Annotated in this window: 19 protein-coding genes and 1 tRNA gene; 3 read left to right on the top strand and 17 right to left on the bottom strand. The window is 46.6% G+C overall.

Annotated elements, in window-relative coordinates; all coding sequences use genetic code 11:
- Positions 1 to 6: 6 nt before the first annotated feature.
- A complete protein-coding gene (gene pta, locus C1710_RS05915; protein WP_102281028.1) occupies positions 7 to 981 on the bottom strand; it encodes a phosphate acetyltransferase in 975 nt (324 codons plus the stop codon).
- 14 nt (positions 982 to 995) lie between these two features.
- On the bottom strand, positions 996 to 1,682 hold the full coding sequence (locus C1710_RS05910) for a uracil-DNA glycosylase (RefSeq protein ID WP_102281027.1): 687 nt from the start codon (positions 1,680 to 1,682) through the stop codon (positions 996 to 998).
- A 156-nt stretch (positions 1,683 to 1,838) separates the two neighbouring features.
- Here C1710_RS05910 and C1710_RS05905 point away from each other — a divergent pair, with 156 nt between their 5' ends.
- The gene (locus tag C1710_RS05905) at positions 1,839 to 2,378 is read left to right on the top strand and encodes an LURP-one-related/scramblase family protein (RefSeq protein ID WP_146002375.1); all 540 of its coding nucleotides are present in this window, start codon (positions 1,839 to 1,841) and stop codon (positions 2,376 to 2,378) included.
- A gap of 72 nt (positions 2,379 to 2,450) precedes the next feature.
- Here C1710_RS05905 and C1710_RS05900 read toward each other — a convergent pair whose 3' ends face one another.
- The 14 genes from C1710_RS05900 to gap all read right to left on the bottom strand — a co-directional run bounded on the left by C1710_RS05900 (position 2,451) and on the right by gap (position 17,822).
- Positions 2,451 to 3,362: an IS3 family transposase gene (locus tag C1710_RS05900; RefSeq protein WP_146002374.1), complete on the bottom strand. Its 912-nt coding sequence runs from the start codon at positions 3,360 to 3,362 to the stop codon at positions 2,451 to 2,453.
- Positions 3,299 to 4,012, bottom strand: a complete 714-nt coding sequence (locus C1710_RS05895; RefSeq protein ID WP_102281023.1) for a helix-turn-helix domain-containing protein — start codon at positions 4,010 to 4,012, stop codon at positions 3,299 to 3,301. Before C1710_RS05895 ends, C1710_RS05900 begins: the two co-directional genes overlap by 64 nt.
- A gap of 39 nt (positions 4,013 to 4,051) precedes the next feature.
- Positions 4,052 to 4,699, bottom strand: a complete 648-nt coding sequence (gene pcp, locus C1710_RS05890; protein ID WP_102281021.1) for a pyroglutamyl-peptidase I — start codon at positions 4,697 to 4,699, stop codon at positions 4,052 to 4,054.
- A gap of 19 nt (positions 4,700 to 4,718) precedes the next feature.
- Positions 4,719 to 5,633 carry a DUF979 domain-containing protein gene (locus C1710_RS05885; RefSeq protein WP_408065707.1) on the bottom strand — a complete coding sequence of 305 codons (915 nt, stop codon included), beginning with the start codon at positions 5,631 to 5,633 and terminating at the stop codon, positions 4,719 to 4,721.
- Between the two features lie 2 nt (positions 5,634 to 5,635).
- Positions 5,636 to 6,310 (bottom strand): 5-oxoproline transporter, DUF969 family subunit, encoded by a 675-nt coding sequence (locus tag C1710_RS05880; RefSeq protein ID WP_102281020.1) that lies wholly within the window; start codon positions 6,308 to 6,310, stop codon positions 5,636 to 5,638.
- Between the two features lie 178 nt (positions 6,311 to 6,488).
- The gene (gene smpB / locus C1710_RS05875; protein WP_102281019.1) at positions 6,489 to 6,962 is read right to left on the bottom strand and encodes an SsrA-binding protein SmpB; all 474 of its coding nucleotides are present in this window, start codon (positions 6,960 to 6,962) and stop codon (positions 6,489 to 6,491) included.
- 31 nt (positions 6,963 to 6,993) lie between these two features.
- Positions 6,994 to 9,405: a ribonuclease R gene (gene rnr / locus C1710_RS05870; protein ID WP_102281017.1), complete on the bottom strand. Its 2,412-nt coding sequence runs from the start codon at positions 9,403 to 9,405 to the stop codon at positions 6,994 to 6,996.
- Positions 9,406 to 9,517: 112 nt separating this feature from the next.
- Complete coding sequence (gene secG / locus C1710_RS05865; protein ID WP_180961316.1) at positions 9,518 to 9,757, bottom strand: preprotein translocase subunit SecG; 240 nt, start codon at positions 9,755 to 9,757, stop codon at positions 9,518 to 9,520.
- A gap of 51 nt (positions 9,758 to 9,808) precedes the next feature.
- Entirely contained in the window at positions 9,809 to 11,374 is a 1,566-nt protein-coding gene (locus tag C1710_RS05860; RefSeq protein WP_102281016.1) for a ClC family H(+)/Cl(-) exchange transporter, read from the bottom strand.
- A gap of 106 nt (positions 11,375 to 11,480) precedes the next feature.
- Complete coding sequence (locus C1710_RS05855; protein ID WP_102281014.1) at positions 11,481 to 12,857, bottom strand: NAD-dependent succinate-semialdehyde dehydrogenase; 1,377 nt, start codon at positions 12,855 to 12,857, stop codon at positions 11,481 to 11,483.
- Positions 12,858 to 13,268: 411 nt separating this feature from the next.
- A complete protein-coding gene (gene eno / locus C1710_RS05850; RefSeq protein WP_102281013.1) occupies positions 13,269 to 14,594 on the bottom strand; it encodes a phosphopyruvate hydratase in 1,326 nt (441 codons plus the stop codon).
- Between the two features lie 83 nt (positions 14,595 to 14,677).
- Positions 14,678 to 15,430, bottom strand: coding sequence for a triose-phosphate isomerase (tpiA, locus tag C1710_RS05845; RefSeq protein WP_268874824.1), 753 nt, complete (start codon positions 15,428 to 15,430; stop codon positions 14,678 to 14,680).
- An 81-nt stretch (positions 15,431 to 15,511) separates the two neighbouring features.
- Entirely contained in the window at positions 15,512 to 16,717 is a 1,206-nt protein-coding gene (locus tag C1710_RS05840; RefSeq protein WP_102281010.1) for a phosphoglycerate kinase, read from the bottom strand.
- Positions 16,718 to 16,808: 91 nt separating this feature from the next.
- Positions 16,809 to 17,822: a type I glyceraldehyde-3-phosphate dehydrogenase gene (gene gap / locus C1710_RS05835; protein ID WP_102281008.1), complete on the bottom strand. Its 1,014-nt coding sequence runs from the start codon at positions 17,820 to 17,822 to the stop codon at positions 16,809 to 16,811.
- Between the two features lie 262 nt (positions 17,823 to 18,084).
- Between gap and C1710_RS05830 the strand changes: the two genes are divergently transcribed.
- Positions 18,085 to 18,156 (top strand) — tRNA-Arg (locus C1710_RS05830).
- A 140-nt stretch (positions 18,157 to 18,296) separates the two neighbouring features.
- Here the strand turns inward: C1710_RS05830 and C1710_RS08450 are convergent.
- Entirely contained in the window at positions 18,297 to 18,428 is a 132-nt protein-coding gene (locus C1710_RS08450; protein ID WP_268874823.1) for a hypothetical protein, read from the bottom strand.
- 285 nt (positions 18,429 to 18,713) lie between these two features.
- On the opposite strand from C1710_RS08450, the gene C1710_RS08445 reads away from it, so the two are divergent.
- A complete protein-coding gene (locus tag C1710_RS08445; protein WP_268874822.1) occupies positions 18,714 to 18,845 on the top strand; it encodes a hypothetical protein in 132 nt (43 codons plus the stop codon).
- Positions 18,846 to 18,895 lie beyond the last annotated feature (50 nt).

Genomic DNA, 18,895 nt, shown 5'->3' with positions numbered 1-18,895 from the left:
CTCCGGTTAAAGGGCTTGGGCAGCAGTGATAATTGCTACCTGATAGATATCATCAGCACTTGCTCCCCTTGACAAGTCCGCAATTGGCGCATTCAGTCCCTGTAAAATCGGTCCAACAGCGGTAAAGCCACCTAAACGTTGAGCAATCTTGTACCCAATGTTGCCGGCTTCCAAACTTGGGAAGACGAAAACATTCGCATGACCCGCAACAGCGGAATCAGGTGCCTTTAACTTTCCAACTGCTGGTACGATTGCTGCGTCAAATTGAAGTTCGCCATCTACTGCCAGGTCAGGTTCTTGGCGGTGAACCAACGCAGTTGCTTCTTGAACCTTAGTTACCATTTCACCCTTTGCAGAGCCCTTAGTGGAAAAACTCAGCATGGCTACTGCCGGATCAATGCCAAATAATTTAGCGGTCTGTGCACTTTCAATCGCTACTTCTGCCATGGTAGCCGCATCTAGTTCGATGTTAATTGCACAGTCGGCAAAGACGTAGCGTTGGTTACCCTTTTGCATAATAAAGGCTCCACTAATCCGCTTAACACCCGGTTTAGTTTTAATGATTTGTAATGCAGGACGGACCGTGTCCCCAGTAGAATGAACCGCGCCAGAGACCATCCCGTCAACTTTGCCCATGTAAACAAGCATGGTGGCAAAGTAAGAAACATCCGCGAGCATCTGGTCCACTTCTTCAGTCGTGTTCTTACCCTTGCGCCGCTTGAGGAGGGCATCATGCATTGCTTGCCTGTCAGCTGCCGGATAAGATGCGGGGTCTAAGGTTCTCACCCCACTTAAGTCCAACTGGGCTTCTTGAGCCGCCTGTTTAATTTCATCGTTGCTTCCCAACACTAGTGGAACAATTAGTTTTTCATTGGCTAACTTGGCAGCAGCAGTTAATACACGGGGATCCCCGCCTTCGGGGAAGACGATCGTTTTTTTCTGTTGACCAATTTTAGTTTTTAATGTATCAATGAAACTCATGTGTATTCCTCCTCTTATTCAGTAACATGGTCCGGCAGTTGCCAATCAATAGGCTGTTCTTCCATTGACTCGAGCGCACGGTTAGTTTTCGAAAATGGCTTGGAACCAAAGAAGCCGTGGTAGGCCGACAACGGGCTAGGGTGTGCTGATTCAAAAATAATGTTGCGTGACCGATCAATCAGCTGAGCCTTATTACGCGCTGCCCGTCCCCACAAGATGAAGATCACCGGCCGTGGACGGTCAGACAAGGCTGCGATGGCCGCATCGGTAATTTGTTCCCAGCCGTGGCCACGATGAGAATACGCTTGCCCAGCACGAACCGTCAACACCGAGTTGAGTAGCAAAACTCCCTGGTCAGCCCATTTTTTAAGATAACCATGGTTGACCGGGGTACAACCCACGTCATCTTGCAACTCCTTATAAATGTTTTTCAATGAAGGGGGCACAGCAACTCCAGGCATTACAGAGAAGCTACAGCCATGCGCCTGGTGAGGACCATGGTAAGGATCCTGACCCAGGATAACCACCTTAGTTTTACTAAAGGGAGTCCACTCAAACGCCTGGAAGATGTGGTGCATCTCCGGGTAAATGGTCTGATGAGAGTACTCCTGAACCAAAAAGTCATGCAACTGGGCATAATTTTGGGACTCAAATTGTGGCTCTAAAACTGGCCACCAATCGTTATTAATCAACTGTTTCACTTTCAGCACCTCAACGCTATTTTATCATAAGTTAGTCGGCCTCACGCAGTAGTACCACTATCATAACGTTTCCGTTAAATTCTAACTAGCTACCTATCTTTCCCTCTTCACCCCTGATAAAATAAAGTTATGATTAATGATTGGGGGCGTTTCCAGGTGAGAAAGTTATATCTACGCAGCCAGACGGCTAGTGGGCGAAGTGTCACTGTGGTTCATGACTTGCATGGCCAACAAGCCTACTTGCTAACGGGTCGCTGGGGGTTACGTGCCGACGTCTTATCGCTTTACACCATTAGCGGACAACTGCTCGCTGAAATCAAGCAGGCGTCCCTAGGATTACTTCCCCGTTTTCACCTCTTCCAGCACAACCAACTCGTCGGCTATGTCGGGCTATCTCTCGGTTTTTCACGGGAATTAGTTTACATTCGCGGTTTAAATTGGGTCATCGTTGGTAGCGGTACACAGGGGCGCTACCGTATTTTTCAGGGGCGTCGCTTGGTTTGCGAAATTAAGCCCGTCGAGAAAAGTGGTCTGACCGTGAGTGAACTGACTATTGACCGTCCAGTAGACGAACCACTCGCCCTCCTAATCGCAGCCGTACTCAACCACTACGCTCATCGTGGCAGCCGTGTGCCGTTACGGATGAAAATAGCTCAACGCTGGAAAAAATGCCACCCACAATTAGGCCATGCATAAAAAAACGCCATCGCGCTTTTCTCTCGGCACTATGTCCCGTCAAGTCTACAGTTGAAATAGAATAAATTTAGTTTATGCGGCTTGGCTGCGGAATTGTTCCGCGGTCAAGCCGTTTCTTGTTGCGTACGCGCGCTTTGTGTTGAAATATTCGATGCCGTCTTGGACTAGCCGTTCAAGTTCGACCATCGTTTTTGGCCGTGGATGTCTGGCTAACCAGATTAATTTAAAGTCATTCCACCAGCGTTCCATCGGCGAATTCTCCCATGGATGACCGGGATGTGACATGCTATGAACACAATTCTTTGATGCTAAATAATTATTGAATGAACCTGAACAGTAGGCTGCTCCACGATCTGTATGAATCATAGGATGCACATTTGGTTCACTCTTAAAAGCTCGTTCAAAGGCTTCGATCACTGCTGGTGTTGTTTCAGTTGCCGAAATATTGTAACTAAGTGCATAACGGCCATACAAATCTAAAACTACATGGAGACGTGCTTTGTGAACTGTTTGGTTACCATACACAACTTCCGTTGTGTCTGTAACCCAAACTTCGTTCTTGCCCTGACGATCAAATTGTTCATTGAGTAAGTTATCACTTACATATTCTTCATGACGTTTAATTCGATTACGTTTCTTTTTGCGGATGTTGGTTTGAATATGATTGTCGCGCATACAATGCGTAACTCTCTTCAGGCCAGCGGCGAATGATAATTTACCTTCTGCTTTGAGCTGAGTTGTCATACCCAAATAACCTAGTGTCCAATTGTGTTCCTCTTCTAGCTCCAGAATAGCCGTTACTAACTGAGTTTGCTCTTGATGATAACGGCTCGGTTGCCGTTTTAGCCACTTATAATAGGCATCGCGTGTAATGCCAGCAGCGCTAGTCAACTGAACAATCGTCCATCCATACTGCTCTTTCATTTCTTGAATTGCTTGGTATTTGTTCTCTTTTTCGCCTCCCGATTGCGTATTTCGACCAATTTTTTTGCGAAGGCAATCTCTATTTCTTGTTGTTTCAGCTTGGCTTTAAGCAGTCGATTTTCTGCCTTTAATCGATCAACTTCCGTCCATTCTGACTTAGGCTTGGCTTTGCCCCGGCGATCACGAAGTGATTCCGGGTTATTGCCACTTTGCTTATATTTCCGATACCAACCGTAAACTTGTTGGTAACTGACGTTGTAGTGTTCAACGGCCCAGTTATAGTTCAAATCATGCTTAATCAGTTCTTCAATAATTGTTATTCGTTCTTCAAAAGTGGTCTTTCTACCAGTCATTTTGGAATCTCGCTTTCTTGGCGTGTAGGCCCTTAAGTTAGATCCATTATACTGGTTAATCCAGTCAGATAGTTGCTTATGGCCGCGTAAGCCATGCTTGATCGCAAATTCTTCCATAGAATCATTAGACTGCTGATATTGTTTCACTAATTGTATTTTGAGTTCCTTAGAATAACTTTGATTGCGATGAAGCGGATTAAGTCCTGCTAATCCTTGATATTGATAGAGTAGTCGCCAACGCCAGATGGTTTTTTTATTGATGTAATAGGCCTTTGCAGCTGCTGAATCACCAAATAACTTAGCTTCATTGATTATCTTTAGCTTTTCCATCGCAGAATATTTAGATTTGCGACCCATAAAAAATGCCCTCCCGCGATGACGTTTTTATTGTTTTATCTAAGCAATATGGCCTTCAACAGCTTCAATATCCCCCTTGCCATCACAGTCCACAATTGCCCCGATAGCAGCTGTAATTCCCTTCACATCATCGGTCAACGACATCGCTGGTGTTTGAGGACGGTGAATTACCTGGTCTGGCAAAAATGGAATGTGGATAAAGCCGGCCTTAATCTCAGGGAAGAACTTATCCCGCATGTACTGAACCTGGTAGAAAATGTGGTTGCAGACATACGTCCCCGCCGTGTAAGAAACTGTGGATGGTAAGCCAGCTTCGCGAATTGCCCGTGCAATGGCCTTGACCGGCAACTGGGTAAAGTAGGCCGTTTCTCCGTCTTCGTGAATGGTGTGATTTAACGGCTGATATCCAGCATTGTCTGCAATCCGGCCGTCATCCAGGTTAATGGCCACGTATTCCGGCGTAATTCCAAATCGTCCACCGGCCTGGCCAACATTAATAACGTAATCCGGGTGGTGCTCTTCGATTGCTTTTTTAACGACCTCAGCACAGTGATTAAATTCGGTTGGAATTTCTAACTTAATAATCTCAGCACCGTGGATAGTCCCTGGCAACTGCTTAACCGTTTCGATTGCTGGGTTAATCTTGTCGTCACCAAATGGATTAAAACCTGTCACTAAAATTTTCATTTAAAGTCCCTCTTTCAAGTTAAAAGGCTAGAAAGTACATCAACACAATATGAATCAGTAACATCACAATGGCTACTGGGACTTGCTCCTTAATAACGCCCATCTCATCGTCCATATCCAGCAGGGCTACCGGAAGGCTGTTAAAGTTAGCAGCCATTGGTGTCATCAACGTCCCACAGTAGCCAGATGTCATCCCAAGCGTCGCAACAATTGCCGGGTTACCACCCTGGGCAACAACAAATGGAATCCCAATTGCAGCAGTAATTACCGCAAAGGCCGCAAAGGCATTCCCCATGATAACCGTGAAGATTGCCATGGCAATACAATACAGGGCAACACCCAGTAGACGATTACCCGTTGGGAAAATACCAGCAATAATTTGAGCGGTCAGGTCACCAATTCCAGCAGCAGTGAAGACAGCCCCTAGCATGGCCAACAGCTGTGGCAAAACACCGGCTGTTCCCATTGCCCGAATAGAACGGTGAGTATCAAAGAACACCTGCTTAGCGCTAGCACGAGTTTCTACCCAAGCAATGACGAGTGAAACAATGGACGCAATCCCAATCGCAATTTGTCCGCCTAATTTAGTGTACTGGGAAATACAAAAGGCAACAATCGCCAGGATAATGCTTGGGAGGAAGATCCACCAGCCAAGCCGCTTAGCAGACTTTTCTGCCTTTTGTTCGTTAACTTCCGGAATCGTCCCAATCTTGATCTGCTTAAACAGCGCCAACAAACCGATAATAACTACCAGCAATCCACTAACGACGTTGGGCAGCATATCGCCAAACCCAAAAATAATCGCCATGATCACCCAAAACAAACCAGTACCGATTCGTGCGGGGTTCTTTTTGTCACGGAAAGATTCGATTCCCGCTACCAGCAGGATTAAACCCAATAAAAGGTAAAGAGCTAACAATAAATTTTTCATCAACATTATTTGTCAGCCTCTTTTCCTGTCAAATAACGCTTATCACAAAGGTAGTTATAGATGGCTACAACGATAAAGGCAATAATCGCAATGGGAACTGCCCAAATAACAATTTGGCTTGGCTTTACCGGGTGCTTTAAATTGGTCATTGTGCTGGCCATTAATAACACACCACCACTGGCAACAAACGTGTTTTGGCTAAAGAAGTTGGCAAAGTTGTCAGTCGCCGCAATCCGGGCCTTCATCTTTTCCTTCCCCTTCGCCGTTAACTTATTATTCTTTTCCGCAGCCGCCATCGTCATTGGTGACAAAAGTGGCCGAACCAATGCAACTTGGCCGTTCATGTTAATACCAAAGAACAATAAGATTTCACGCAGTACCATGTAAACATCTAGCAGCCCGCCAGCTGTTAGCCGCTTCAGCTTGCTAATCCCGTTAACAGCCATGACCTTCATCCCATGACTTTCAACTAAACCGATCATTGGCAATGTCAGAAAGAACAACGTTACCATCCGGTTGTCCACAAAAGATTTACCAATGACCGACAATGTTTGGGTAATACTCATCCCCGAACAAAGTGCCGTTACTACCGCAGCCACGACCACCGTTGCCACAGTATCAAGTTTAAAGGCAAACCCTAAAATAATAATTAAAATACCAATCAGTCTTAAATATTGCATCATCACACCTCTTTGACGTCCATTTTATCATTCTTTGAGAATTTAAGAACAATTATCTCATCTAATTTTAACGATTGATTTTGACCGTGATTATCCTTCCCCGAATCAGGAAGTTGATCATCAATGCATTGCAAAAACTCCCCACCTTGCATCGCAACGTGAGGAGTTTAACTTAATTCTAGTAATGCTTCATGACACGATCAATTTGTCGTGCCGCATCCCGGTTCTTAATTGCTTGGCGCTTATCATACTGGTGCTTTCCCTTAGCTAAGCCAAGGAGGACTTTGGCGTAACCATTCTTGATGTACATCTTCAGTGGGATAAGCGTCACTCCACCGACACTGAGTTGCCCCGCCAGCTTATTGAGTTGCTTTTTATGCAGTAACAGTTTCCGGTTACGTAACGGATCCTGGTTAAAAATGTTGCCATTAGCGTATTCACTAATGTGGACGTTCATTAACCAGCCTTCCCCATTACGAATCTGGGCATACCCATCCTTTAAGTTCACGCGACGGGCCCGGACAGACTTAATCTCTGTCCCGGTGAGTACCAGCCCGGCTTCCACCGTTTCAATAACGAAATAGTCATGCCGTGCCTTCCGGTTTTGGGCGACTAAATTGTCATTTTTTTGTTGGTGTTTGTGTTTTGCCACTTTCATCGCCTCCTAACAGGTATCAGGCACATTAGTGACGGCGCTCCCGAATCGTAAAGCGGTGACCACCATGCTGCTTATTATGCTGGTGTTGACTCCCCTGCGATTTACTGTGGTAACGCTTTTGCCCGTTACCATGACGCGATCCCCGATGACCACTCCGGCTATGTGATGATTGTTGACGATTATTATTATTATTATTATGCGAACGAGAGTGGCCATGTCCATGACGAGAACGACGATCCCGGTCGGGGGAAGAAACCCGCAGTTTGGTCGTTGGAGCATCATCAGCATTGACGAGGGCAAAATCAACTTCTCGCTGATCCTTATCAACCCGCAGCAGCTTGACCTTGACTGGTTGACCGATCTGGAAGATATGGTGGTTATGACGCCCGACCAATGCCATGTGCTTTTCTTCGTACTCGTAATAGTCATCGTCCATGACGCTGATATGAACCAGCCCTTCAACGGTGTTTTGCAGTTCAACGAAAAGACCAAACTTCATAACAGAACTAACGACAGCATCAAAAGTTTCGCCGATGTGATCTTCCATGTATTCTGCTTTCTTCATCGAGTCAACATCACGTTCTGTATCGATTCCCCGCCGCTCAGTTGTCGACGTATGTTCCGCAATTTCTTCTAACCGATCACGAAACTTACTCTTCGAATCTTCACCTGTACCGTGTTCAGCATAATACTTGATCATCCGGTGCACCATGGTATCCGGGTACCGACGAATCGGTGAAGTAAAGTGCGTGTAGTACTTTGCCCCCAAGCCAAAGTGACCCAGTTCTTCGTCGCTGTAGCGTGCTTGCTGCATTGATCGCAGCATCATGACCTGCACCATCTGCTCTTCGGGTTCACCAGCCACTTTTGCCAGCACCCGCTGTAACATCTTTGGAGTCACATTGTTGATGTCACCAGGCACTTGAATACCAAAGACACCGAGGAAGTCGAAGAAGTCACGCATCCGGTCATGGTCAGGTGTCTCGTGGACCCGGTAGAGGAACGGAACGTGGAGGTGGTAGAAGTGGTCAGCGACCGTTTCGTTTGCTGCCAGCATAAAGGACTCAATCAACTTTTCAGCTGTCCGCCGTTCACGAAGTTGGATATCGGTGGGGTGTCCCTGAGCATCGACAATAATTTTAGCTTCTGGCGCCTCAAAATCAATGGCTCCTCGCCGGTGACGAGCGTTTAACAGGATGTGATGAAGTTCATTCATCGTTTCAAACATTGGCACCAGGTCGTGGTACTGGGCCATTACCTGGGGATCGTGGTCTTCAATAATGGCATTGACGGCCTTATAAGTCATCCGTGCATGAGACTTCATCACACTAGGACCAATCCAGTGCTTGACGACCTTTCCCTGGGGGTTAATCTCCATTTCACAACTCATCGACAGCCGTTCTTCCCCGGGGTTCAAGGAGCAAATACCGTTTGACAATCGTTTAGGAAGCATCGGAATGACCCGGTCTGTTAAGTAGACGGACGTCCCCCGTTCATAAGCGTCACGATCCAGTGGCGTTCCTGGCTGGACATAGTGGCTGACGTCGGCGATATGGACACCCAGGTGGAAGTTCCCATTGGACAGCTTCCAGGCAACTACCGCGTCGTCCAGGTCCTTGGATTCAATACTGTCGATCGTCACTAGTGGCTGGTCGGTGATATCCTTGCGGCCGCGCTTTTCGTCCGCACTAATCTGCTTTTCCACTTCGTTGGCTTGGGCCATTGCCTCATCAGAAAACTGGTGCGGAACATCGTGGGCATAAACAGCCGACATAATGTCCACACCGGGTTGGTCTGCATCACCGATTACTTCCAATACTGCACCAGTCAGTACATTTGGTGACTCCTTTGTCGGGTATGTCTCAACCGTGGCGTTAACAATTTCATTGTCTGACGGATGGAGCCCCTTATCAGTCACGTAGAACTTATACTGACTGAGTTTCTGATCCTTAAGAACGATTTCCCCAATAAAGTGGTCTAATGAGACCGTCTTAAATTCACCAACCATGTGAGTAAAGTGGTGTTCGACCACCTCAGTCACCTTTCCAACCGGGCCCCGCCCACGAGTTGGGTCACCAGGTTGAAGAATCTTCACGGCCACCTGGTCACCGTTTAAAGCGTTAAGTGTGTCATCAGAATTGATGTAGATGTCAGGCATTTCAGGGTCGTAATGAACAAAGCCAAAGCCACGTTCATTTGCCCGGAAAATACCGGTCAGTGGCTTATCCTCGATCACCAATCGAAATTCACCCTGGTCAGTTACGGAAACTTTTCCATCACGTTCTAGCTGGGCCAGTGTTTGAACGATAGGCGTAAATTGGTCAGCATCTGGCATCCCCAAAAGTCGGGCGATTTTTTCTGCTGACAAGCTAATCTTCACGTTGTCAGCAAGACACTGCAAAATCTGTTCTGCTAATTGCTTCTGTTTTTCAGTCATAATACTCCTTCATCGGCAGCCTATCCTAAAAAGAACAAGGGGTGCCAAGCATTCACTTTCTCGAATACCAGGCACCACCGGAGACTGCGTTTTTTGTTAACTATTTAATCAACTAGTGTGACGAGACAAAAACCAGGGCTAGTGCCAAGATGAAAAACAGGGCACCAAAAATAACCGTAACAATTTGCATGACCGCTTCAAAGCCCCGCGGTTTCCGCCGGGAAAAGAGGTCGCCAGCACCACCTGTCAGCGCTGACATTGCATCATTATCATTCTTGGCTGGCTGCATCATCACGCACGCAATCAATACGACACAGTCAATCAGGAAGAGTGTCATTAAAATCTTCTCCACAGGGGTTCCTCCTCTTTTCTACTCACTTTAACTTATTTATATTAACACATTTCACCGTTCTTGACCATCTGCAGCGTCATGAGCAGCACTGTTGATTTGCCGCTCCTTTGTCAGCTGGTTTTTCCCTGTAAGTTCTACCACCAATGTATCGCCAGCACGCAGGATCGTGCTACCGTTTGGAGTAATGTGCTCGTCTCCACGATAAATACTAGTAACAAGACAACCCGTTGGCCACGGATAATCCTTGACCGCTACGCCATCCAACCGGGAACCAGCAAAGACTGCAACAGTAACCTTGGTGAACCCGACGAATGGCTTTACTGGCTGCTGGTGCATAAAGTTGCGAAACATCGCCATGTACACCGGTGCACCACCCAGACTATCAACAACTAAGTAAGCGATCACAGCCACAATGGCAAGCGGCATCAAAAAGGCCAGCGACCCCACCATCTCAGTAATCAAGAGAATTGCTGTAAATGGCGCCTTGCTAATACAAGCAAAGTAGCCCGCCATCGCGTAAATAATCATATTATCCATGTAACGAACCGGCATCAGTCCCAAATTAGCTGCTGCCGCCGCGTAGAGTCCGCCAATTAAAGCTCCCAACGTGAGAATCGGTAGAAAAATCCCTCCCGGAAGCTCAGATCCATAACTAATCATTGAAAAGATGAATCTTAGAAGAAACAATCCAGCGAATAGCTTTACGGAAACGGGGAGCTGATCAATCGTTACGATCAACTGGTTCCCGCCACCAAGAGTCAGTGGGAAAAACCAAGCGACTGGAACCAACAGCAGGAATGGAATTACCGGATAACATGCAGGTTTAACCCACTTTACCCGGCGTGACCATTGTGGCAAACGAAGAATAACGTACTGGTATAGTCGTCCTAAGAGGCCAAGCAAGATACCCAAAATTAGTAAATGCCAGTACTGGTTGAGCGGTAATGGCTGTTGGTAACTGATGCCAAGGTCAGGTTTTAAGCTGAAAAATTGGACAGAGACCATGTTTGAACTGAGGGCACTAACAAAAACAGAGAGCCACACTAGCGGTGAAAAATTGTGGTAAACCTCTTCAATAACAAACATGGTACTGGCAATGGGCGCGTTAAAAGCTGCTGACAATCCGGCGGCGGCACCACTTGCAATGCCAACCCGCCGTTCAATTCCTTTTTTGTGACGAAATTCGCTCCAGCCCTGACCAATGGTTGCGCCAAGCTGGATTGACGGGCCTTCCCGGCCAAGGAAAAGCCCCGAACCAATCCCGATAATCCCGCCGATAAATTTGCGCCACAACACTGGCCACCACGGTTCGTCAAATTGACCGGTCAATTGACCTTCAACTTGGGGAATCCCAGAACCCTTAATATCAGGATGCCGCTGCGACATTATCCCGAGGGCAAGAGCAATAATGACTGAGCCAGCCACCCACGGAATCAACATTACCGGCTGATGATGAAAGTACTGAAAACAACGCATCACCCAGGCAAGGACGTGCTGGATGCATAGGCGGAAGATACTGACAACTAATCCCGTCAAAATGCCGATAACAACCGCTCTGCTCAGTTGGCGAAGACTACCATAGTTTAAAGTTTCAATTTTTACTTCTCTATTTTTCACGATGTTCCTCCAGCTAGTATCCCAATTAGTCTAGCACGCCTGATCCAGCAAAAAAAGAGCGCTGGCTGCCATCACTAGGGCAGTCAACGCTTGAAAAATCAATTTTTTACTTGAGCGGTTCGTAAACCAGGTGCTCATTAATAAATTCACCAAAGCCAAGATCAGCTAACTCGCGGCCATAACCAGAGTGCTTGACCCCACCAAATGGCAGTTCGGGCAATGATGCCCAACCAGAATTAATCCAGGTCATCCCCGCTTCGATTTGTGAAGCCACCTGACGAGCTTGAGCGACGTCTTCACCAAAGACGGTACTTCCTAGCCCATAACTGGAATTGTTTGCTAAAGCGATTCCCTCAGGAAGCTCATGATAGCGATAAACTGATAAAACTGGGCCGAACATTTCCTGGTCAAAAATGGGATTATCCTGGTCAATATCAGTCAAGATGGTTGGCATAAAGAATTGCCCTTCTTGGTCATCAACCGGCTTGTTTCCATAGTAAACCTTTGCGCCATGGGCCACCGCCATATCCACTTGCTTTTGCAGCTTTTCCTTTGCCCGTTGAGAATTCATCGGCGCGAGAGTAGTTGACCGGTCTAGTGGGTCACCCATCTTAACACTGCTAAATACTTTGCGTGCTCGCTTCAAAAGTTCATCGTACAGGTTGTCTGGCACGATAAAGCGCTTGGAAGATGTGCAAACCTGTCCAGCATTGTAAAGGCGCGCAGAGAAAATCACTTGTTCTAGCTTATCAATGTCTGCATCTGGCAGAACTAGAAAGGCATCGTTGCCGCCTAGTTCCATCGTGTTCTTCTTCAGGTGAGCAGCAGCCTCAGTTGCTACCGCCTGTCCACCACGCTCAGACCCCGTTAAGCAGACTCCCTGTACCCGCGGATCAGCAATAATTTTGCCAACTTGGTCGTAGTCAATAAAGAGGTTAGTCAAGCTGCCAGCAGGCGCTCCAGCTTGTGCCACAGCGTCAGCAAAAGCCTGCGCTGACGTGGGGCAATTAGAAGCATCCTTGAGGATCATCGGATTGCCTACCAAAAAGTTAGGAATAAAGACCCGCGCAATTTGGTAAAATGGGAAGTTCCATGGCTCCACCGCCATCAATACCCCGCTAGCCTGGCGCAGAAGATAGGCACTGCCAGCTTCCGTGTATAGCGGACGTGGTGCCAAAAATTCATCAGCTTTTTTGACGTAGTAGTCACAAAAAGAGGCACACAGCTCCACTTCACCTTCTGCTTCACCAATCAGCTTCCCCATATCATGGGTCATGATCGTGGCATACTTAGTCTTATTTTGCCGCAACAGCGACCCGAGTTTAGTAATTATTTGCTTGCGTTCATCTAGCTCTGCCCCGCTTCGCCAACGAAGGTAAAGCTGGTGCGCACTGCCCAGTGCCGCTTCGACTTCTTGATCGGTTGAATTATCGTATTTCTTTTCAATTTCATTCGTATAAGGGTTAACAGTCTGATAAGCCATTTAACAATCATCCTTTCATAACTTTGTGAACATTATAATCCGCTCATAGTTATTTCACAAGCTGAAAATTCCCTTGTTCTGGCATGAACAAGGGCCAACAGCGTTGGCCATAGCATTTATTGTGAAATAAAATTTTGCTGGCCAAACATTTCACAAGCGATGAAAAAAGGAGCGTGACAAACCGTGAAACAGAAATCAGAATGATTTCGTTTTTGAACGGTTCTAACGCGGAAGTCATTTATGACTTCGTCGTCACGACGCGCAGCTAGGCTATCCGCCGCCCCCACGAGCAACAATAGGCTCCTAGCGTTCGGCTTTGCCAGAACGTTAGGAGCCATTGTTGTACCGACTGTTAACTTTTAGCATAGGACAAGGGAATTATGTCCCAGCCCCGACTAGTTAAATTGCAGACTAGTTCTTGTCCAGAATTGCCTGACGAGCCTGTTCACTCAGGTTGTAGAATGAGTGAACACCCTTGAATTCAGCTGAAGAACCTAATTGGTCTTCAATCCGCATTAACTGATTGTACTTGGCCAAACGGTCAGTCCGGTTCATTGAACCAGTCTTAATTTGGCCGGCATTTGTACCAACAACCAGGTCGGCAATCGTCGTATCTTCGGTTTCACCAGAACGGTGTGAAACAACAGCCGTATAACCAGCTTCCTTGGCCATTTCAATGGCTTCAAGAGTTTCAGTAACCGTCCCAATTTGGTTCATCTTAATCAAGATAGAGTTAGCAGCGCCCATCTTAATCCCCTTAGCCAGGTACTTCGTGTTAGTAACGAAGAAGTCGTCACCAACCAGTTGAACCTTCTTGCCAAGCTTGTTAGTAATCTTTACCCAGTCGTCCCAGTTGTTTTCGTCAATTGGGTCTTCGACAGAAATGATTGGGTACTTTTCAACCAGTCCGGAGATATAATCGATGAATTCATCAGTAGTGAATTCTTCACCAGTCGACCAACGCAGCTTGTACTTCTTAGCTTCGTCGTCCCACAATTCTGAGGCAGCGGCATCAAAGCCCAGGGCAATGTCCTTGCCTGGAACATAGCCGGCACCTTTGATGGCGTTCATCAAGAATTCGAATGGTTCTTCGTTGTTGGCAAAGTCAGGAGCAAACCCACCTTCGTCACCAAGGCCGGTGTTCTTACCAGCAGCTTCCAGCTCACGCTTCAGTTCGTGGAAAGTCTCTGAACCCATCCGGATTGACTCACGGATGTTCTTCGCACCAATTGGGAAGATCATGAATTCCTGGAAGTCAACCTTGTTATCAGAGTGAGCACCACCATTGATAACGTTCATCATTGGTGTTGGCAAAACGTGACCATTAGTCCCGCCAATGTAGTTGTACAGTGGAACTTGCAGTTCGTCAGCAGCAGCACGAGCAGTCGCAATGGAAACAGCCAGGATAGCGTTAGCACCCAGCTTACCCTTGTTTGGCGTGCCATCCAGGTCGATCATCGCCTGGTCAATTGAACGCTGGTCAGTAACATCGTAGCCAACAATTTCCTTGGCAATAACGTTATTAACGTTGGCAACGGCCTTTAAAACACCCTTGCCATCGTAACGGTTCTTGTCACCGTCACGAAGTTCAACAGCTTCGTGTTCACCCGTTGAAGCGCCTGACGGAACAATTCCGCGGCCAAAGCCGCCAGCTTCAGTATAAACTTCAGCTTCTACGGTCGGGTTACCACGTGAGTCCAGAACTTCGCGTGCGTAAATATCTGTAATAAGTGACATTGATGAATCTCTCCTCTTTTTCTTATTTGGAAAGCAGTTCCAAGTTAATTGTATTATTTTACGGGACCTAAAACAAGCTTTTCTTAGCTGTTAACAAGCTGCATAAACGTTTCTGGTTTAAGACTGTTACCACCGATCAGACAACCGTCAATATCTTCTGACGCCATTAATTTGCTGGCGTTTTCGGCGTTAACACTACCTCCGTAAAGGACACTCATCTGCTGAGCAGCCTCATCATCATACATATCGGCAATGGTCTGACGAATGAGATAGCAGCCTTCTTCCGCTTGAACCGGATCGGCGCTTTGCCCAGAGCCAATTGCCCAGCTGGGTTCATAGGCAATCGTAATCTTTGACAAGTCTTCACGTGGCACGTCTCGCAAGTCAGTTAAGATCCGGGAAACCACCCAGTGAACTTCATTGCCAGCAACTTTTCTGCCCATTGTTTCATCACAGCAGAGCAAAGGCGACAAATTGTTGCGTAATGCTGCTAGCACTTTCTTGTTAATCAGCTCATCGCTTTCGTGGAAGATTTTACGCCGCTCCGAATGGCCCAGGATCGTCCCGTCAACACCCATGTCTGCGAGGGACAAAGGAGAAACTTCGCCGGTAAACGCTCCAAAGTCATGGTAGTAGCAGTTTTCAGCAAAGATCTGCAGCGGGCTGTTAGCCGCCGCCCGGATCATATCCGCCAAGAAAAGCGGTTGTGCCGCAATCATCACCCGGCACTGGTCTGGGGACGGTAACTGGTCCTTAATGACGTTAACAAACTCGACCGCCTTATCCAGTGTCTTGTTCATCTTCCAATTTCCAGCAATAATCGGTACCCTCTTCACTTTTGGGTCCTCCTTTAAAAGCTTGTTGCGTAAACAGAGAAAAGCGGATGACGGGGTCCCCATCACCACGCTTTTGAATAGTTACTTTTCTGAGATTGCAGCGATTCCCGGAAGAGTTTTTCCTTCGAGGTAGGTCAACGATGCCCCACCACCAGTGGAAATATGAGTCAGTTGGTCGGCAACACCCAGTTGCTTAACAGCAGCGGTTGAATCACCACCACCAACGATAGTCGTTGCATTACTCAATGTTCCCAAGAAACGGCCAATTGCCAGGGTTCCCTTGGCAAAGTTTGGCATTTCAAAGACCCCCATCGGTCCATTCCAAACAACTGTCTTAGCATCCTTCAGGACACTCTCAAACAATTTGATTGACTTAGGACCAATGTCGAGCCCTTCCCAGCCATCTTCTATATTGCCTTCAGCAATCTTGGTGTTGGCATCGTTATCGAACTTGTCAGCCACAACGTTGTCAACCGGCAAAACCAGCTTATCGCCGGCCTTATCCATAATCTGTTTGGCAACATCGATCTTATCCTTTTCTAGCAGTGAGTTACCAACCTTCTTGCCTTGGGCAGCAAAGAAAGTGTAAGCCATCCCACCGCCGATAATAATCTTGTCGGCCTTTTCCAGAAGGTGGTCAATAACCCCGATCTTATCAGAAACCTTGGCACCACCAAGAATAGCAACAAATGGACGTTGCGGGTTGTCAACAGCATCCCCCAGGAACTTAATTTCTTTTTCCATCAGGAAACCAGCAGCGGCCTTGCCCGGCATGTTGGTAGCAATACCGACATTTGATGCGTGCTTACGGTGAGCCGTCCCAAACGCATCGTTAATAAAGACGTCACCAAGGGATGCCCAGTACTTGCCTAATTCAGGATCATTGCCTGATTCGCGCTTGACATATTCGCCATCCTTAACGTCTTCGTAACGGGTGTTTTGAACCAGCAGCACTTCGCCATCCTTCATGTTGGCAATGGCGTCTTCTAACTGCTTGCCTTCCGTAACGGGCACAAAGGTAACGGGCTTTTGCAGCAAATTGGACAGGCGCTCAGCAACAGGCCGTAGTGACAGACCTGGCTTGTCTTCTTCCTTCTTTACCCGGCCAAGGTGTGAGAAGAGGATTGCCTTGCCGTCATGTTCAATCACATACTTGATTGTTGGCAATGCTGCCACGATCCGGTTATCATCGCCAACCTTACCGTCCTTAACAGGAACGTTAAAGTCGACACGCATCAAAACCTTTTTGCCTTTCAAGTCTAAGTCTTCTACTGTTAACTTTGCCATTTCTCATTCCTCCTAAAAAAGGGCTGTGACAAAACATAGTTTCGCCCACAGTCCTTATTGCTTAGAGCTTTGCTCCTTCTAATCCACTTGATTAGAGCGTTGCAAAGTGGAGCAGCGTCCGAATCATGTTGCAAGTGAAGCCGTATTCGTTGTCGTACCAAGCAACGGTCTTAACCAGTTGAGTACCGTCATCGGCTTCCATGATGTCAGTTTGTGACGGGTCAAAAACAGAACCGTAAGTTGAACCGATAATGTCAGTCGAAACGATTGGGTCTTCAGTGTAACCAAAGGCTGGGTTGTTTTCAGTAGCCTTCTTCATAGCTGCATTAACTTCGTCAGCAGTAACCTTCTTGTTGAAGACAGAAACCAGTTCAGTCAGGGAACCGTCAACAACCCCAACACGTTGTGCGTGGCCAGAAAGCTTGCCGTTCAGTTCAGGAATTACCAGGCCAATTGCCTTAGCAGCACCTGATGAGTGCGGAATAGTGTTAACACTTGCAGTACGGTTGTTACGCATCTTCTTTCCACGAGGACCATCCAGGATAGCCTGAGTAGAAGTGAATGCGTGAATAGTAGTCATGGTACCAACCTTCATCCCGAAGTTCTTGTTCAGGAAATAAGCCATTGGTGCCAGGCAGCTAGTCGTGCATGAACCAGCTGAAACGATCTTGTCATCAGCCTTCAGAGTGTCCAAGTTAACACCAGGAACAACAGTTGGAATGTTACCAGCTGGTGCAGAAATCAGAACACGCTTTGCGCCAGCATCCAGGTGTGCCTGGGACTTTTCAGCAGAAGTGTAGAAACCAGTACATTCAAGAACGAAGTCAACACCATCGTTCTTAACCCACGGAATATTCCGTGCATCCCGTTCTGCGTATACTGGGTACTTCTTACCGTCCACAATAATACCCTTGTCGTATGATTCAACAGTGCCAGGGAAAGCACCATGAGTTGAGTCATACTTCAGCAGGTAAGCCAGCATTTCAGGAGTGGTCAAGTCGTTGATAGCAACAACTTCAATATCCTTTGAGCCTAACTGGTGAATCCGACGAAATGCAAGACGACCAATCCGGCCGAAACCATTAATACCAATCTTGACAGTCATACTGCAAGTTCCTCCTTTAGGAAAATAATCAATGTACGTTCTTAGTTTAGCACTCTCACCCGTTTTGTGTTAATAAAATCACGCAAATAAAACGTAATAATTTGTGCTTCACTAACAGACATCCCTGTCCGTCTCTATAATACTCAAAAATCATCGGTAAGTCCAACTTAAAATAATGGAGCGGTCCAATTATAAAGTTTTGTTCCTTTGTTAAAATGTCCTTGCTTTTATCACCAAGTTAAGATAATATAATGATTGTTGCGCGCCCTTAGTGTAATGGATCGCACGTGAGATTCCGGTTCTCGAGATCAGGGTTCGACTCCCTGGGGGCGCATAATCTTAAACAAACAGATAGATAAATTTACAAAAACAGCTCAAGCCTCAGTTCTTAAGTGCTTGAGCTATTTTTTATTGTTCTGAAAAAGCCAAAGAACAAAAAGAAAAGGAACCGGCAAAACGGTTCCTGATCATCAATTACTTTTCGTCGGCAGGCTTTTCCTTAGCCCACTTGCGAATTTCTTCAATCTTCTTTTCCTTAAGCGCCCGCTTGTAACGTGGAGCAACTGGACGCCGGCCTTGTACGCCATGTGGATGTGCTTTACGCATTGGGATATGCCTCCTTTACTTTGTACGTAAAATTCAACGTTCTCAATTATACCGGGGTCACCAACAAAAAGCAACCTCTTTCGCTGCTTCCACCACTTTCAATAGGGATCCCGCCATGAGAGGTTCGAAATCGGTTGCAGCACGGTGACTAGACCAATATTTATAACGCGCTTCCTTAAGCTTTTCATAAGCTCACTTGCCAATTAGACCAATTTGGGGTAGCATGAGAATTGTTAAATTATATGAAAGCTGACTAGGTCATTAGTCAGTCACTGGAGGATTAAAATGAGTAAAGAAAGTCAAACCATGATGAAGTTGGCAGTAGCCGTCAAACACAATCAGGTTACCGATCAGTTAGCTCAGCAGTGTGCTGCGACTGAAATTGAACTTCTTTCAAACGACCTTAATAAAAAATAGTTTTAATTTGACCTTTTTTGACCTATCGAGTATAGTATTAGTATCAAGTT

The organism is [Lactobacillus] timonensis, from assembly GCF_900240275.1.
In the GTDB taxonomy this organism is placed as follows: Bacteria; Bacillota; Bacilli; order Lactobacillales; family Lactobacillaceae; genus Limosilactobacillus; species Limosilactobacillus timonensis.
This window is presented reverse-complemented; position numbering and strand designations above follow the sequence as displayed.

What these genes read in the sequence shown, in the direction of transcription:
- C1710_RS05895 (WP_102281023.1), bottom strand. Translation starts at nt 4,012, where the DNA reads ATGGGTCGCAAATCTAAATATTCTGCGATGGAAAAGCTAAAGATAATC.
- pta (WP_102281028.1), bottom strand. Translation starts at nt 981, where the DNA reads ATGAGTTTCATTGATACATTAAAAACTAAAATTGGTCAACAGAAAAAA.
- C1710_RS05880 (WP_102281020.1), bottom strand. Translation starts at nt 6,310, where the DNA reads ATGCAATATTTAAGACTGATTGGTATTTTAATTATTATTTTAGGGTTT.
- C1710_RS05855 (WP_102281014.1), bottom strand. Translation starts at nt 12,857, where the DNA reads ATGGCTTATCAGACTGTTAACCCTTATACGAATGAAATTGAAAAGAAA.
- pcp (WP_102281021.1), bottom strand. Translation starts at nt 4,699, where the DNA reads ATGAAAATTTTAGTGACAGGTTTTAATCCATTTGGTGACGACAAGATT.
- eno (WP_102281013.1), bottom strand. Translation starts at nt 14,594, where the DNA reads ATGTCACTTATTACAGATATTTACGCACGCGAAGTTCTGGACTCACGT.
- C1710_RS05840 (WP_102281010.1), bottom strand. Translation starts at nt 16,717, where the DNA reads ATGGCAAAGTTAACAGTAGAAGACTTAGACTTGAAAGGCAAAAAGGTT.
- gap (WP_102281008.1), bottom strand. Translation starts at nt 17,822, where the DNA reads ATGACTGTCAAGATTGGTATTAATGGTTTCGGCCGGATTGGTCGTCTT.
- rnr (WP_102281017.1), bottom strand. Translation starts at nt 9,405, where the DNA reads ATGACTGAAAAACAGAAGCAATTAGCAGAACAGATTTTGCAGTGTCTT.
- C1710_RS08450 (WP_268874823.1), bottom strand. Translation starts at nt 18,428, where the DNA reads ATGCGTAAAGCACATCCACATGGCGTACAAGGCCGGCGTCCAGTTGCT.
- C1710_RS08445 (WP_268874822.1), top strand. Translation starts at nt 18,714, where the DNA reads ATGAGTAAAGAAAGTCAAACCATGATGAAGTTGGCAGTAGCCGTCAAA.